The 14,587-nt window shown below is 73.9% G+C and carries 15 protein-coding genes and 1 tRNA gene; 14 read left to right on the top strand and 2 right to left on the bottom strand.

Annotation, left to right across the window (positions count from 1 at the left end):
- Positions 1 to 50 precede the first annotated feature (50 nt).
- The 11 genes from QSK20_RS08695 (at position 51) to QSK20_RS08645 (ending at position 9,535) form a co-directional block, all read left to right on the top strand.
- Positions 51 to 383 carry a PadR family transcriptional regulator gene (locus QSK20_RS08695; protein WP_088980634.1) on the top strand — a complete coding sequence of 111 codons (333 nt, stop codon included), beginning with the start codon at positions 51 to 53 and terminating at the stop codon, positions 381 to 383.
- Positions 380 to 1,420 (top strand): HAAS signaling domain-containing protein, encoded by a 1,041-nt coding sequence (locus QSK20_RS08690; protein WP_285788047.1) that lies wholly within the window; start codon positions 380 to 382, stop codon positions 1,418 to 1,420. The genes QSK20_RS08695 and QSK20_RS08690 overlap by 4 nt, the downstream gene beginning before the upstream one ends.
- A gap of 139 nt (positions 1,421 to 1,559) precedes the next feature.
- Positions 1,560 to 2,183: an LppU/SCO3897 family protein gene (locus tag QSK20_RS08685; protein ID WP_285788046.1), complete on the top strand. Its 624-nt coding sequence runs from the start codon at positions 1,560 to 1,562 to the stop codon at positions 2,181 to 2,183.
- 144 nt (positions 2,184 to 2,327) lie between these two features.
- Positions 2,328 to 3,014: a dienelactone hydrolase family protein gene (locus QSK20_RS08680; RefSeq protein WP_285788045.1), complete on the top strand. Its 687-nt coding sequence runs from the start codon at positions 2,328 to 2,330 to the stop codon at positions 3,012 to 3,014.
- Positions 3,015 to 3,033: 19 nt separating this feature from the next.
- Positions 3,034 to 3,747 (top strand): uracil-DNA glycosylase, encoded by a 714-nt coding sequence (locus QSK20_RS08675; RefSeq protein WP_285788072.1) that lies wholly within the window; start codon positions 3,034 to 3,036, stop codon positions 3,745 to 3,747.
- Positions 3,748 to 3,767: 20 nt separating this feature from the next.
- Positions 3,768 to 4,505: a DUF4129 domain-containing protein gene (locus QSK20_RS08670; protein WP_285788071.1), complete on the top strand. Its 738-nt coding sequence runs from the start codon at positions 3,768 to 3,770 to the stop codon at positions 4,503 to 4,505.
- Positions 4,502 to 5,092 carry a hypothetical protein gene (locus QSK20_RS08665; RefSeq protein ID WP_285788044.1) on the top strand — a complete coding sequence of 197 codons (591 nt, stop codon included), beginning with the start codon at positions 4,502 to 4,504 and terminating at the stop codon, positions 5,090 to 5,092. The genes QSK20_RS08670 and QSK20_RS08665 overlap by 4 nt, the downstream gene beginning before the upstream one ends.
- Positions 5,092 to 6,099: an AAA family ATPase gene (locus tag QSK20_RS08660; RefSeq protein ID WP_145834082.1), complete on the top strand. Its 1,008-nt coding sequence runs from the start codon at positions 5,092 to 5,094 to the stop codon at positions 6,097 to 6,099. The genes QSK20_RS08665 and QSK20_RS08660 overlap by 1 nt, the downstream gene beginning before the upstream one ends.
- Positions 6,096 to 7,475, top strand: a complete 1,380-nt coding sequence (locus QSK20_RS08655) for a DUF58 domain-containing protein (protein WP_285788043.1) — start codon at positions 6,096 to 6,098, stop codon at positions 7,473 to 7,475. Before QSK20_RS08660 ends, QSK20_RS08655 begins: the two co-directional genes overlap by 4 nt.
- Positions 7,476 to 7,530: 55 nt before the next feature.
- On the top strand, positions 7,531 to 8,100 hold the full coding sequence (locus tag QSK20_RS08650) for a hypothetical protein (RefSeq protein ID WP_285788042.1): 570 nt from the start codon (positions 7,531 to 7,533) through the stop codon (positions 8,098 to 8,100).
- Between the two features lie 103 nt (positions 8,101 to 8,203).
- On the top strand, positions 8,204 to 9,535 hold the full coding sequence (locus QSK20_RS08645; protein ID WP_285788041.1) for an NAD(P)/FAD-dependent oxidoreductase: 1,332 nt from the start codon (positions 8,204 to 8,206) through the stop codon (positions 9,533 to 9,535).
- A gap of 102 nt (positions 9,536 to 9,637) precedes the next feature.
- Here QSK20_RS08645 and QSK20_RS08640 read toward each other — a convergent pair whose 3' ends face one another.
- The gene (locus tag QSK20_RS08640) at positions 9,638 to 11,545 is read right to left on the bottom strand and encodes a hypothetical protein (protein ID WP_285788040.1); all 1,908 of its coding nucleotides are present in this window, start codon (positions 11,543 to 11,545) and stop codon (positions 9,638 to 9,640) included.
- A 104-nt stretch (positions 11,546 to 11,649) separates the two neighbouring features.
- Between QSK20_RS08640 and QSK20_RS08635 the strand changes: the two genes are divergently transcribed.
- The 3 genes from QSK20_RS08635 to QSK20_RS08625 all read left to right on the top strand — a co-directional run bounded on the left by QSK20_RS08635 (position 11,650) and on the right by QSK20_RS08625 (position 13,288).
- A tRNA-Leu gene (locus QSK20_RS08635) sits at positions 11,650 to 11,733 on the top strand.
- A gap of 105 nt (positions 11,734 to 11,838) precedes the next feature.
- Entirely contained in the window at positions 11,839 to 12,669 is an 831-nt protein-coding gene (locus QSK20_RS08630; RefSeq protein WP_285788039.1) for a Bax inhibitor-1/YccA family protein, read from the top strand.
- Between the two features lie 307 nt (positions 12,670 to 12,976).
- The gene (locus QSK20_RS08625; protein ID WP_502888874.1) at positions 12,977 to 13,288 is read left to right on the top strand and encodes a hypothetical protein; all 312 of its coding nucleotides are present in this window, start codon (positions 12,977 to 12,979) and stop codon (positions 13,286 to 13,288) included.
- A gap of 24 nt (positions 13,289 to 13,312) precedes the next feature.
- On the opposite strand, the gene QSK20_RS08620 is transcribed toward QSK20_RS08625, so the two are convergent.
- Positions 13,313 to 14,575, bottom strand: coding sequence for an acetyl-CoA C-acetyltransferase (locus QSK20_RS08620; protein WP_285788038.1), 1,263 nt, complete (start codon positions 14,573 to 14,575; stop codon positions 13,313 to 13,315).
- Between the last annotated feature and the right edge of the window lie 12 nt (positions 14,576 to 14,587).

Genomic DNA, 14,587 nt, shown 5'->3' with positions numbered 1-14,587 from the left:
CCGGGAACGTCGGTTGACCCTACTGTGCATCGCACAGTAGTGTGCAGCGCGTGGACACCACCCAGCTCCTGAAGGGCGTTCTGGATCTCGCGGTCCTCGCCGTTCTCCGCGAGGAGGACGGCTACGGCTACGACATCCTGCGCCGGCTGCGTGCGGCCGGGCTGGAGGAGGTCGGGGACGCCTCGGTCTACGGCACGCTGCGGCGACTCTTCGCCGCCGGACTGCTGACCGCGTACGTCGTACCGAGCGAGTCCGGGCCGCACCGCAAGTACTACTCGCTGAACGCGGCCGGGCGGGACCAACTGCGCAGGTCCGGCAAGCTCTGGCACTCGTTCGCCACCACCATGGACGCACTGCTCGACGATCGGGGGGCGACGGCATGACCGTCACGGAGCAGGAGATCACGGCGTACGCCGAGCGGGTCCGGGCGGCACTGGCCGACCTGCCCCCGGCCCAGCGGGACGAGTTGACCGAGGACCTGTCGGAGCACCTCGCCGAGGTGGCCGCCGAGGATGGGGGACCGCTGGTCGGCCGGCTCGGTGAGCCCGAGGCGTACGCGGCGGAACTCCGGGCCGCCGCCGGCGCTCCGGTGCGGACCGGGCGGAACCTGGACCAGCGGGTCGCCGGCCTCGTGCTCGGGGTCCGCACCCGGCTGCGCGCCCTCGACGTCCGGCTCGGCCCGTCGCTCGGGTACGCCACCGCTTCGGAGTACCTGCGGCTGCTCCGTCCCGCCTGGTGGCTGGTCCGGGCCTACCTCGCCGCGATGCTGGTGACCGCGGTGAGCACCGGTGGCACCTTCGGGGTGCTGCCCAGCCTCGGCGGCAGCCACCTGGCCGGCCTGGTCCTCCTGGCCGCCTGCGTGGTCGGCTCGCTCTGGCTCGGTCGCAACGCGGAGCGGCTCTCCCGGTGGCCGCGCCGGCTCGTGCTCGTCGGGTCGCTGGGGCTTGCCTTCTTCGGGCTGGTCGGGGCGGCCACCGTCGACGGACGGGCCCGGTGGGGCGGCTACCAGGGCTACGACTCGGTGTCGGTGGACAACCAGTACTCCAACATCCAGGACGTCTTCGTCTACGACGGCGAGGGCCGGCTGGTGCGGGACGCCCGCCTCTTCGACCAGAACGGGACCCCGATCCGGCTCGGCTGGCCGGGCTACTGCCAGGTGCCGGGCCCGGAGTCGGTCGACGACTCGATCCGCCGGACGTACCCGTACTGCCCGGAGCAGGCCCCGTTCCAGTTCCGTACGGACCCGGCGCCGGCGTCCGGCGCCCCGACCGCGACGCCGGAGGCCGCGCCGGGGCCGGACGCCACCCCGAGCGTTACGACGACGCCGGAGGCCACGCCGGGCGGCTCCGGCTCGCCGGACGTCCCGGCGGGCCCGGACGACGCGCCGGTCCCGACCCCGACGGAGTCCGCCGCCCGGTGACCCGGGTGTCTCCGGGGAGTTGACGGCCGGTCAGCCGGCCGCCGGGTCGATGAGGGACGGAGGTCACGTTCCGGGGGACAGCGCGAGCGGTGCCACGTGGCTACCGTTTCCGCTGTCGATCTTCCTGGAAGGACCGCCCGTGACCGAGCAGGCCGTGCCCCCCGCGCCGACCGAGGATGGGAGCGCCGGAGGAGAGCCGGCCGACGCCCGGAGCGACGCCACCCGGGCCGCCAGCGCCACCTCCGCCGGTGACGCCACCCCGGCGGCCAGCACCACTCCAGCCGGCGACGCCGCTCCCGCTGAGGTCGGGTCGGACCCGACCGACGGCGAGCCCGAGCCCACCGGCGACGATGCCGACCCGGGCGGGGGCGGGTGGCACCCGCTGCTGCGGGTGCTGGTCACGCTCGGGGTGGTCGCCGTGCTGGTGGGCGGGCTGGTGGTGGCCGGGCTGCGGTACGACGTCGCGGGCCGCCTGCTCGACCCGGACCGGACCGCCGAGGCGCGGGTGGGTGACTGCCTGGGCCCGCTGCCCGACGTCGCGGAGAGCGGGCAGCGCCGCGCCGCCGAGGCGCGGGTGGTCGCCTGTTCCTCCACGGACGCCGCGTACGACGTGGTCGGGCGGGTCGACGGGCAGACCGAGGAGAAGGTGCGCGACGGCCGCCAGTGCGAGCCGTTCGTGGCCGAGGGCGGCACCTACTACACCTACAGCAGCATCCCGCCCGGCGGCACCGGGTACCTGCTCTGCCTGGTGCCCCGCAGCTGACGCCTCCGGGCCTGGTGGAGCCCGGTTGAACAGGAGGTGAATCCCACTCTGCCGGCGTCTTCCCCGGCCGGTCGGCGCGTGGCACGCTACCCGCACGTAACCACGCGACCAGCCAACGATGACTGACCGCCAGGAGGATGCCCGATGGGCGAGATGGTGAGCTACCGCCACGACGGTACGACGAGCGAGGGGTACCTCGCGATACCCTCCGGCGGTGCGACCAGTCCGGCGGTCATCGTCATCCAGGAGCGGTGGGGTCTCGTCCCGCACGTCACCTCGGTCGCCGACCGGTTCGCCGAGGCCGGGTTCGTGGCGTTCGCGCCGGACCTCCACCACGGTGCCGTGACCGAGGGCGCGGACGAGGCGGGGCGACTGATGACGGCGCTGCGGATGGACGACGCGGCGGCCGACGTCGACGCCGCGGCCGGATACCTCGCCGACCGACCCGACGTGAGCGGCGGTGTCGGCTGTGTCGGCTTCTGCGCCGGTGGCAGCCTGGCGCTCTGGTCGGCGACCGTCTCCGACCGGATCGTCGCCACCGCCGGCTTCTACCCGGTGCTGCCCTGGGCGGAGATGCGCCCCGGGTGGGCCGACTACGCCGGCAAGGCGGCGGTCATCCACTGTGCCGAGGCGGACGGCGCCTCCGCGGCCGAGGGGGTCCAGGCCGCCCGGCGGGCGATCGAGTCCGCCGGTGGCACCTGCGTCCTGCACGACTACCCGGGCACCGCGCACTCGTTCTTCAACGACGACCGGCCGGAGGTCTTCGACCAGCGGGCCGCCGCCAGCGCCTGGGCCCGTACCCTCGAACACTTCCGGAGCCGGCTTGGCTGAGCCCCGTACCGCCGACGAGGTGGCCGCCCGCGCTCTGCGGGCGGCCGATCTGCCCGACCTCGACGGCGCGATCAGCGGGTGCTTCGCCTGCCCGCGCCTGGTCGCCTGGCGCGAGGAGGTGGCCCGGACGAAACGGGCGGCCTTCCGGGACCAGGAGTACTGGGGCCGCCCGGTGCCCGGCTTCGGAACACCCGACGCCCGTATCGCCATCCTCGGCCTCGCCCCCGCCGCGCACGGCGGCAACCGCACCGGGCGGATCTTCACGGGGGACCGCTCCGGGGACGTCCTCTTCGCCGCGTTGCACCGGGCCGGCCTGGCCAACCAGCCGACCAGCGTCGCCCGGGACGACGGGTTGACCCTGCGGGAGACCCGGATCTTCGCCGCGGTGCGCTGCGCGCCCCCGGACAACAAGCCCACCCCGGGCGAGCGGGACACGTGCGCGCCGTGGCTGCGCCGCGAGCTCGAACTGATCCGCCCCACGCTGCGCGTCGTGGTCGCGCTGGGCGCGTTCGCGTGGGCCGCGTGGTGGCCGGCGCTACGCGCGGTGTACGGCGTCCGGCCGCCCAGCCCGCGACCGGTGTTCGGCCATGGGGCACACTGGTCCGGCACAGCCGTACCGGAACTGCTGGGCTGCTACCACGTCAGCCAGCAGAACACCTTCACCGGACGGCTCACACCACAGATGTTGGACGAGGTGTTCACCCGGGCGAAGCAGGTGGCCGGGGTGGACTGACACTGCGCGGGGCGGTGACGATGGACTTCAGCGTGCTGCGCAGGTGGTGGCCCGTCCTGGCCGTGGCCGCCCTGCTCGCCGTCGCTGCGGTCGCGGCGGCGCACTCCGCGCTCGGCGCGACCCGTATCCCACCGGCTGCGGAGAACGTCCCGTTCATCCCGGAGTACCCGGAGACCCAGCCCTCCCCGTCGTTCCCGGTCGAGCCCCGGGAGGCGGCCCGGGAGACCGCCGCGCGCATCCCCGGCTGGGTCACCACCGCCGCGGTCGTGCTGCTGGGGCTGACCGCCCTGCTCGCCCTCGGCTACGCCCTCTGGACGGTGCTACGCGGCGCGCTGCGCCGGACCAACCGGCGCGGCCTGTCCGCCACCCGTCCTCGCCCGTCGGCCGAGGGGACCGCCCGGGACGTGGTCGCCGCGCTCGACGCCGGCCTGATCGAGCTGGACGACCGGTCCAGCGACCCGCGTACGGTGGTGATCGCCTGCTGGGTGCGGCTGGAGGAGGCCGCCGCCACCGCCGGCGTGTCCCGACGGGCCGGCGACACCCCGACCGACCTGGTCTCCCGGCTGCTGCGGGGAGACACCGACAGCGGCGTCCCGGCGATCGTCAGCGCCGACGTGCTGGCCGAGTTCGCGCATGTCTACCGGGCCGCCCGGTACGCCACCAGCACCGTCGACGAGCGGATGCGCGACCAGGCCCGCGCGGCGCTGCGCCGGATCCGGGCCGAGTTGACCGTCTTCGCCGACGAGGTGCCGACGTGAGCGAGCCAGCCCCGCGCGGCGGCGCGAGCATCGACGACCTGCTCCGGTTCGAGGAGGAACCGGCCGGCCGGCCGGAGCGACGCCGGGGCGGCTGGCTGCGCTGGCTGCTGCGTACCGTCCTGGTGACCGGTGCGGCCACGGCGGTGCTGGTCGCCGTGCTCCGGGCGGTCGGCTTCACCGTCTCGTTGCCGGTGCTGGTGGCCGGGGTGCTCGCCCTCCTCGGCGTCCGGACGGTCACCGGCCGGCTGGCCCCACCGCCGCCGTCGCGACGGAGCACACGGGTGACCGGCCCGGACGAACCGCCCCCCGCCGGGGACGCGCTGCGAACCGCCGTGGACGGCTGGGCTCTGCCGCTGGCGTGGGCGACCAGCGAGCCGGAACGCTTCACCCGGGTCGTCCTGCCCCGGATCACCGAACTGGCCGACGAACGACTGCGCCAACGGCACGGGGTGACCCGCGAGTCCGATCCGGCCCGTGCCCGTGCCCTGCTGGGCGAGGGGCTCTGGACCTTCCTCGCCGCCCCCGGCCGCCGCCCCCCGTCGCCGCGCGACCTCGCGGCGATCGTCGCCGAACTGGAGAAGATCTGATGAACGACGTGGACCGGAACGTCACGCCCGCCGAGGCCGGCCGGCTGGCCCGCGAGGTGCTCGACGCGGTCGGGTCGGTCGTGGTCGGCAAGCGGGAGGCGTTGGAACTGGTCCTCGCCGGGATCCTGGCCGGCGGGCACGTGTTGCTGGAGGACCTGCCGGGACTCGGCAAGACGCTCACCGCGCGTTCCTTCGCGCAGGCTCTCGGCCTGGATTTCCGCCGGTTGCAGTTCACCCCCGACCTGCTGCCCGCCGACGTCACCGGCTCGTTCCTCTACGACCAGCGCAGCGGCGACTTCACCTTCCGCGCCGGTCCGCTCTTCACCAACCTGCTGCTCGCCGACGAGATCAACCGGACTCCGCCGAAGACCCAGTCCGCGCTGCTGGAAGCGATGCAGGAGAAGCAGGTCTCGGTGGAGGGCGTCACCTACCGGCTGGACGAGCCGTTCCACGTACTCGCCACCGCTAACCCGATCGAGTACGAGGGCACGTATCCGCTGCCCGAGGCGCAGCTCGACCGGTTCCTGCTCCGGGTCTCCTTCGGTTACCCGGAGCGGGAGGAGGAGTGGGAGGTGCTGCGCCGCCGGATGGCCCGTCGCCGCGAGGAGGCGGAGATCAAGCCGGTGGTCGACGCGACCACCCTGCGCGCCATGCAGGCCGCGCTGGAGGACGTGGCGGTCGAGGACTCCGTCGGCCGGTACATCGTCGAGCTGGCCGCGGCCACCCGGGACCACCCGTCCGTGCTGGTCGGCGCGTCGCCGCGCGGGTCGCTGGCGCTCCTGTTGCTGGCCCGGGCCCGGGCCGCGTTCGGTGGCCGGGACTACGTGGTGCCGGAGGACGTCAAGGACGTCGCCGTGCCGGCCCTCGCGCACCGGATCACGCTGCGCCCGGAGATGTGGCTGCGCCGGGTCGACCCGTCGTTCGTGGTGGGCGAGGTCCTCGACGCCACCCCGGTGCCGGCGAGCGGCGCGCTGCCCAGCTACGCCGCCGGTCGGGGCGGACGTTGACCGGTACGCCCGCCGGGTCGTCCCCGGACCCGCAGCCGTCCGCCTGGGTGCCGACCCGGGCGCTCGGCCGGGCCGTGCTGCTCACCGGGCTGCTGCTGGTGGCCGGCGTGGTGCTCGGCCGGGTCGACCTGGTGGTGCTGGCCGCCCCGTTCGCGCTCGGCACCGCGTACGCGCTGCGCCGCCGACCGGCCGCCCCGCCACAGGTGTGGCCGGGGGCGGCCGAGGGGCACCTCGTCGAGGGCGGGGACCTCGCCGCGACGGTGACGGTGGGCAACCCCGACCGGGTCGGCTACGACCTGGCGGTGGTCCGGACGCGGGTGTCGCCGTGGCTGCGTGTCGAGCGGTCCGGGTTCGACGCGGACGCGCCGCGCGAGGGTCCCGCCGACCGTCCGTTCGCCACCTTCGTCCCGGCCGGTGAGGCGGTCGACCTGACGCTCGCCGGCACCGCCCTGCGGTGGGGTCGGCACCCGGTCGGCCCGGCCGGCGCCCGGGCCGCCGCCGCCGACGGGCTGCTGGTCTCCCGGGTTGTCGTCGCCGAAGCGGCCCGGGTGACGGTCTATCCGAAGACCGAGCCGTTCGAGGCGGTCGAGGCGATGCCCCGGGCCGCCGGCCTGGTCGGCGCGCACCACTCCCGCCGCCCCGGCGAGGGTGGTGAACTGGCCGGGGTACGTGTCTTCACCCCCGGCGACCGGCTCCGCCGGATCGACTGGCGGGTCTCGCTCCGGGCCAAGCAGCTGCACGTCGCGGCGACCCTCTCCGACCGGGACGCGGAGGTGGTGCTCCTGCTCGACGTGCTCGCCGAGGCGGGACGCTCCGGCGGCGTCGACGGCACCGCCTCGGTGCTGGACACCACGGTCCGGGCCGCCGCCGCGATCGGCGAGCACTACCTGCACCGGGGCGACCGGGTGTCGATGCTGGAGTTCGGCCCGACCGCCCGACGGCTGCGTCCGGCCACCGGCCGCCGGCAGTACCTCACCGTGCTGGAGTGGCTGCTCGACGTCCGCGCCGAGTCCTGGCCGGACGAGGCGGACGACCAGGTCTTCGGCCCTCAGCTGCTCTCGTCGGACGCGCTCGTGGTGGTGCTCACCCCGCTGTTGCAGGAGCGGTCCGCGCAGATGCTCGCCCAGCTCGCCCGCTCCGGTCGGTTCGTGGTGGCGGTGGACACCCTCCCCGCCGACCTGCCCACGCCGAAGGGCGGGCGACGGGACTGGGCCGAGGTGGCGTTCCGGCTCTGGCGACTGGACCGGGACGTGATGGTCGAGCAGTTGCGCGAGCACGGCGTACCGGTGGTGCGCTGGGCCGGCGCGGGCAGCCTGGACCAGGTGCTCCGGGACGTGGCCCGGCTCGCCACCGCCCCCAGGGCCGGTGCCCGGTGAGCGCGAGGAATGTAGCGGAGCGGAGTCCCGCAGTCGCGAACGAAAGGCGACTCCGATGACGGTGGTTCGGCGGGTGGCCGATCGGGTGAGTGGGGCGCGGGAGGCGGCCCGCCGGGCCACCCTGCTGCCCTTCCTGGTCCGGGTCGGGGTCTTCCTCACCGTGCTGGTCGGCTTCACGGTGGCGTTCCCGGTCGACATCTGGTTCGGCGACGCCCTGCCGGCGCTGCTGCTGACCGCGTTGCTGCCCGCGCTCGGGCCGCACCGGTTCTGGCCGACCTTCGCCGCCCTGGTGACCGTCGCCGGCTGGCTCCACGGCACGTTCGACCAGGGCGAGCGGATCGCCCTGTGGCGGTTGTTGCTGCTGGCCGTCCTGCTCTACCTGGGGCACAACCTCTGCGCCCTGGCCGCGCTGCTGCCGTACGACGCCGTGGTCGATCCCGCGCTGGTGGTCCGCTGGCTGGCCCGGACGGCCGGGGTGCTCCTCGCCGCCGGGGTCGTCGGGGTGCTGTTGCTGACCGTCGCCGGAGTCGGCGGGGACCGGGGAATGCTGCCGGTGACGATCGGCGGACTCACCGTCGCGGTCGTGGTGACGGCGTTGCTGGGGTGGCTCCTGCGGCGTCGGTGAAACCCGCCCGTAACGAAGGTCATGCAGGTCACAGGGGGGTGCTGCGTCACAGAGAAGGGGCGCGAACGGGATTACCCGGGCCGGTCGGGGAAAGATAGAAGACGTGAATCCGAAGCGGATCCTTGTGGTAGGCGCCGGCCACGTCGGGCTCTACGCGGCCCTGCGCCTCTCGAAGAAGCTGAGCTCCCGTGAGGCCGAGGTCATCGTCGTCGACCCGCAGCCGCACATGACGTACCAGCCCTTCCTTCCGGAAGCGGCGGCCGGCAACATCTCTCCCCGGCACAGTGTCGTGCCGCTGCGGCGGGAGTTGCGGAGGTGCACCGTCGTCGCGGGTGCGGTGACGCGGATCGAGCACTCCCGGAAGACCGCCACCGTCCAGCCGATCACCGGTCCGGTCCGCGAGATCCGGTACGACCACGTGATCATCGCGCCCGGCTCGGTCTCCCGGACCCTGCCCATTCCCGGCCTGCACGAGCACGGGATCGGCTTCAAGACCATCGGTGAGGCCATCTACCTGCGTAACCACGTCCTCGACCGGTTGGACGTGGCGGCCGCCACCACCGACCCGGACGTGCGTCGTCGTGCGCTGACCTTCGTGTTCGTCGGCGGCGGGTACGCCGGCATCGAGGCGCTCGCCGAGATGGAGGACATGGCCCGGGACGCGCTGAAGTACTACCCGGAGCTGACCCCGGAGGACATGCGCTGGGTGCTGGTCGAGGCGACCCAGCGGGTGCTGCCCGAGGTCGACCGGGACATGGGCGCGTACACGGTGCAGCAGCTGCTCAAGCGGAACATGGACATCCGGCTGGACACCCGCCTGGAGTCCTGCGTCGACGGGGTGGTCACGCTCTCCGACGGCGACAGCTTCCCCTCCGACACCATCGTCTGGACGGCCGGCGTGAAGCCGTCGCCGTTGCTGGACGCCACCGACTTCCCCCGCGACGAGCGGCGTCGGGTCACCTGCCTGCCCACCCTCCAGGTGGTCGACGGGGACCGGATCGTCGACGGCGCCTGGTCGGCCGGTGACTGCTCGGCGGTGCCCGACCTGACCGGCCCGCCCGGGACGTACTGCTCGCCGAGCGCGCAGCACGCGGTGCGGCAGGCCGCCCGGATGGCGGACAACATCGCAGCGGTGATCCGGGGCCGGGAACCGGTCAACTACCGGCACAAGCACGCGGGCAGCGTGGCCAGCCTCGGCCTGCACAAGGGTGTCGCCCAGGTGTACGGCATCAAGATGACCGGCTGGCCGGCCTGGTTCATGCACCGGACGTACCACATGAGCCGGATCCCCTCGTTCAACCGCAAGGTACGCGTGGTGGTCGACTGGTCGCTGGCGTTCTTCCTCCGCCGGGAGGTCGTCGCGCTCGGTCAGCTGCACGACCCGCGCGAGGAGTTCGTCGAGGCGTCCCAGCCCGTGGGCGCCCCCCGCGCCTGAGGTGGTAGGAGGGGTCCCCTGTTACCGCTTTCTGCCCTGCAGGGGGCCCCTGCTACCAAACCGGCCGAGCGGCCAGCAACCAGCCGACCGGCCGGTGAGGGCTCAGGGACGCCAGATCCAGGCGTCGGCGATCCGGGTCGCCGGTCCGTAGAGCTGTTCCAGCGTCCCGCGCAAACTCTCGGCGTGCCGTTCGTTCGCGGCGAGCACCACGCAGGACGCGTTCCAGAAGTCGGCGTCCCGGGCCGCCTGCCGGCGCTGCCCCTCGCTGACCACGGGCTGCTCACCGTGCCGGGCCACCTCGGCCAGCAACGCCGACGTGGGCTGCTTGTAGGTGCCCATCGCCGCCGTGCCGTCGCGGCCGTACGGGCCGATGAAGAAGCCCTCGGGCAGGGCGAACGCCGCGTCCGCCGCCACCGCCCAGCGCATCGGCCAGGGCTCCCTCGGGGTGGGCGCGGGCACCGGCACCAGCACCCCGCCGGGACGTACGCAGTCGCGCCAGTGCCCGGCGGTGATGAACTCCGGCACCGGCGGCCGGTCCTCGGTGGCCAGCGGGGTGGGCGCCGCCGGCAGTAGTGCCGCCACGACGGCGGCCGGGACGACCACCCGTCCCCGACCCCCGCCGCGCCACGCCCGGTCGACGGCGAGCACGAGCACCGTGGCCAGCAGCGGGAGCACCGCCAGCGCGAAGCGCATCGGCAGCGCCCCGTCCACGACGGGCACGTCGAGCAGGAACCGGAACGGTCCCGGCACACCGGTCCGCGTTCGGTCGACCACCACGTCCGGGCCGAGGGAGAGCGCGCCCATCACCAGTGCGCCGACCACGCAGGCGACCACCAGCGGCTGGCGACGCAGCCAGATCGCGCAGGCCGCGCCGACCAGCAGCAGCGGCCAGCCGAGGAAGGTGTTGTACTCCGCGGGACCGGTGGTCAGCCGGGCCGCCGTGTCGTCGCCGGCCAGCGAGAGCGGTGAGAACGTCCACCAGCTCGTCAGGTCGGCCGAGAAGTAGTACGGGCTGAACATCCCGTCGGCCACGCCCTGCGGCCCGGCGAACTGGAACCAGAGCGGGTAGGCGAGCACGACCAGGGCGAGCCCGGTGGCGAGCAGCATTCCCGCCGCGAAAGCCGGGAACGCCCGCCGGGCGAGCCGCCGGTCGGCGACGGCGTAGGCGACGGTCATCACCGCCAGGGTCAGCGCGGCGAGGAACAGCACCTCCTCACCGACGAAGACCTGGACGGTCACCACGACGGCCAGTGCCACGGCCGAGGTGACCAGCCGCCGGTCCGCTCCGCCACCGGCCCGCCCGACGCGGCCGTCCCGGTCCCGCCCGGTTCCGCCGGGCCCGACGGCGGCCAGGTTCCGCCCGGCACCGGCCCGGGGAGGGCGGCCGGCGGCCCGTAGCATGCGGACCACCAGCCAGATGATCACCGGCACCAGCCACTGCGCGGTCATGTGCAGATGGCTGTTGGTCTGCGACACGATGCCCGGCCCGAAGCCGCAGAGGCCGGCGCCGAGCGCGGCGGCCAGCCGGCCAGCGCCGAGCACCCGGACGTAGAGCGCGTACCAGGCGATCGCGGTGCCGGCCAGGTTCAGGGCGGCGAGCAGGGCGAACGTGGTCGGCGCGCCGAAGACCAGGGTGACCGGGGCGAAGACCACCCCGAGCGCGATGACCGTCGTGTTGGCCATCAGGTTGACCCCGTCGGGGGCGTTGAGCCGGTCGGTGAGCAGGCTGAAGTCACCGAGCAACGCCCGCGAGTCGACGGCCAGGAACCACTCGTAGAGGGTCTGGTCCTCCGGGTTGAGCGCCAGCACCCGACCGGACGGGTTCGGCCAGAGCCCGTGGGTGAGCACTCCGGCGAGGACCAGGAAGCCCAGGACGGCCAGCAGGTCCACCCGGTTCCGGTGGGCGGCGGCGAGGAGCCGGGTGCGCCGGGAGCCGGGCGCCGTCGGGCGGTCGGGGGTGGCCTCCCGATCGGGTCCGGCGTCCTGATCGGCACAGGCTGCGCTGCTCACGGCCTCGACCATAGTGCCGGAGTGGTATCGGGGTACGCCGGGTTCGACGAGACCGGTTACCGTGACACTGCACCACCGCGTGTCGACGCGCCGGTGGGTCACCCGCCCGGGTGGTGGAACGGCAGACACGGCCGCCTTAAAAGCGGCTGCCGCAAGGCGTGCGGGTTCGACCCCCGCCCCGGGCACCAGACTCTCAGCTTCCCTTCAGCTTGGTGATCACCAAGAGGTCGGCGCGGCGGTTTACCCTGGATAGGCACGTCGAACGTGCATCGACCCCCTGAGGGAGGCTGAAAGTGAAGACCTCGAACCCGGTGCTCGCCCGGCTCGGCCAGGCGGCCGAGCGGGAGCGGGCGGCCGGGTACGCCCCGACCGGGCCGTACGGACAGCCCGGTTACCCGCAGCAGTACCCGGGTGCGGGCTACCCGGCGGCCCCCGGTTACCCGGCCGCGCCGCCCACCGTGACGCCGATGTCGCTCGACGACGTCGTGGTCAAGACCGTCATGCTCCTCGGCATCCTCGCCGCCTCCGCTGCGGCGGCCTGGGTGCTGGTGCCCGACGCCCTGGTCGGTGTCGCCTGGATCGGCGCCGCCATCGTCGGCCTCGCGCTCGGCCTGGTCATCTCGTTCTCCCGGATGGCCAACCCGGCGCTCGTCATCACCTACGCGGTGGTCGAGGGCGTCTTCGTCGGCATGGTGAGCAAGGCCTTCGAGTCGCTCTACGACGGCATCGTGCTCCAGGCCACCACCGCCACGTTCGGCGTGTTCTTCCTGATGGCCGTGCTCTACAAGGCGCGCGTCATCCGGGCCACCCCGAAGTTCGTGCGCGGCATGATCGCCGTGATGGTGGGCCTCTTCGCCGTCATGCTGATCAACCTGGTGCTGGCGCTGTTCGGCGTCAACACCGGCCTGCGGGACGGCAGCCCGCTGGCCATCGGCTTCAGCCTGGTCTGCATCGTGGTGGCGTCGCTCAGCTTCATCCTGAGCTTCCACGAGGTGGAGGAGGGCGTCCGGATGGGGCTGCCCCAGCGCTACTCCTGGACGGCCGCCTTCGGCATCCTGGTCAGCCTGGTCTGGCTCTACATCGAGATCCTGCGCCTGCTGAGCTACTTCCAAGGCGACGACTGAGCAAGAAGTCAGCGATGACCGGGCAGACAGTCAGAGCAACTGGTCGACCGGTGCGCCCGTCCCCTCCCGGGGGCGGGCGCCCGTCGTTGCGGGAAGAGGCTGGTTGGCCGGGCGCGGGGCCACCGGCTCCGGTCGCCTCCGACCCGGCCGGGCGTCCGGCCGGCGACCACGTCCGGGGCGGGTGACGTGACCGTAGACTCGCTCCGGTGAGCAGCACGCGGACCGGGGCGTACCCGGCGGAACAGGCCGGTGTCCGGTGAACCCGGCGGCCGACGACCCGGCCCCCGCCAGCGGGCCGGACCGGGCGGTGGAACTCGACCGGGCGGTGGAACAACTGGTCCGGCAGGTCGGGCACTGGCAGTCGCCGCGTTGGTCGGCGCTGGCCGCCGACGGCAACGTCTCCCGCGCCGACCTGGTGCACCGGCTCGTGCAGGAGGTCGCCAACCTGGCCGCCGACGCCGAGGGGCAGCCGCGACGGACGGTGCCCCGGCTGGAGAACGACCTCGCCCTGCCCGACCAGCTCCGGGTGGTCGCCGCCGACCTGGTCGCCGCGGCTCCCGCGTCCGAGGCGCTGGCCCGGGCCGCCGCCGAGGTGACGGCGACCCGGAGCGCTCTCTGAGGCGACCGCCCGACCGCGACGGCGTCAGGAGAGGCGTTCGAGGACCATGGCCATGCCCTGGCCGCCGCCGACGCACATGGTCTCCAGGCCGATCGACTTGTCGTGCCAGTTGAGGGCGTTGAGCAGGGTGCCGGTGATCCGGGCGCCGGACATGCCGAACGGGTGCCCGACGGCGATCGCGCCGCCCATCACGTTCAGCTTCTCCAGCGGGATGCCGAGCTGCCGGTACGAGGGGATCACCTGGGCGGCGAACGCCTCGTTGATCTCCACCAGGTCGACGTCGTCGATGGTCATGCCGGCCCGGTCGAGTGCCTGCCGGCTCGCCTCGACCGGCCCGAGGCCCATGATCTCCGGGGAGAGGGCGGTGACGCCGGTGGAGACGATCCGGGCCAGCGGGGTGATGCCCAGGTCCCGGGCGCGCTGGGCGCTCATGATCACCACGGCGGCGGCCCCGTCGTTGAGCGGGCAGCAGTTGCCGGCGGTGATCCGACCGTCCGGGCGGAACACCGGCTTCAACCCGGCCACGCCCTCCAGGGTCACTCCGGGACGGGGGCCGTCGTCGTTGCTGACCACGGTGCCGTCCGGGGTGGTGACCGGGGTGATCTCCCGAGCCCAGAAGCCGTCCGCGATCGCCTTCTCGGCGAGGTTCTGGCTGCGGACACCGAACTCGTCCATGTCGGCGCGGGTCACGTCGTACGCCTGGGCCAGGTTCTCCGCGGTCTGCCCCATGGCGAGGTAGATGTCGGGCAGCTCGCCGGCCTCGCGCGGGTCGGTCCAGACCTCCGCGCCGCCGGCCGCCCGGCGGGCCGACCGCTCCTGGGCCGCCGCGAAGCGCGGGTTCTCCCAGCCACCGCCGACCAGCGCCTGCGCCTCCGGCGGCAGGGCGTCGGAGCTGCCCCGGACGTACCGGGAGACGCACTCGACCCCGGCGGAGACGAAGACGTCCCCCTCGCCGGCCCGGATCGCGTGCATCGCCATCCGGGTGGTCTGGAGCGACGAGGCACAGTACCGGGTCAGGGTCGCGCCGGGCACGGTGTCCAGCCCGAGCAGGGTGGCCACCACACGGGCCATGTTGAAGCCCTGCTCGCCGCCGGGCAGGCCGCAGCCCAGGTGGAGGTCGTCGATCTCGGTCGGGTCGAGCTGGGGAACCTTGTCCAGCGCGGCCCGGACGATGGTCGCCGCGAGGTCGTCCGGGCGGACGTCGCGGAGGGAACCCTTGTACGCCCGGCCGATGGGGGAGCGGGCGGTGGCGACGATGACGGCGTCGCGGGACGACTCAGTCGGCATGAGCCAACGTTA

Origin of the sequence: Micromonospora sp. NBRC 101691, from assembly GCF_030269285.1 — a bacterium.
GTDB classification, from domain to species: domain Bacteria; phylum Actinomycetota; class Actinomycetes; order Mycobacteriales; family Micromonosporaceae; genus Micromonospora; species Micromonospora echinospora.
Note: the sequence above shows the minus strand (reverse complement) of the source record. Positions and strands in the feature narration are given on the sequence as shown.

What these genes read in the sequence shown, in the direction of transcription:
- QSK20_RS08620 (WP_285788038.1), bottom strand. Translation starts at nt 14,575, where the DNA reads ATGCCGACTGAGTCGTCCCGCGACGCCGTCATCGTCGCCACCGCCCGC.
- QSK20_RS08670 (WP_285788071.1), top strand. Translation starts at nt 3,768, where the DNA reads ATGGACTTCAGCGTGCTGCGCAGGTGGTGGCCCGTCCTGGCCGTGGCC.
- QSK20_RS08680 (WP_285788045.1), top strand. Translation starts at nt 2,328, where the DNA reads ATGGGCGAGATGGTGAGCTACCGCCACGACGGTACGACGAGCGAGGGG.
- QSK20_RS08650 (WP_285788042.1), top strand. Translation starts at nt 7,531, where the DNA reads ATGACGGTGGTTCGGCGGGTGGCCGATCGGGTGAGTGGGGCGCGGGAG.
- QSK20_RS08660 (WP_145834082.1), top strand. Translation starts at nt 5,092, where the DNA reads ATGAACGACGTGGACCGGAACGTCACGCCCGCCGAGGCCGGCCGGCTG.
- QSK20_RS08690 (WP_285788047.1), top strand. Translation starts at nt 380, where the DNA reads ATGACCGTCACGGAGCAGGAGATCACGGCGTACGCCGAGCGGGTCCGG.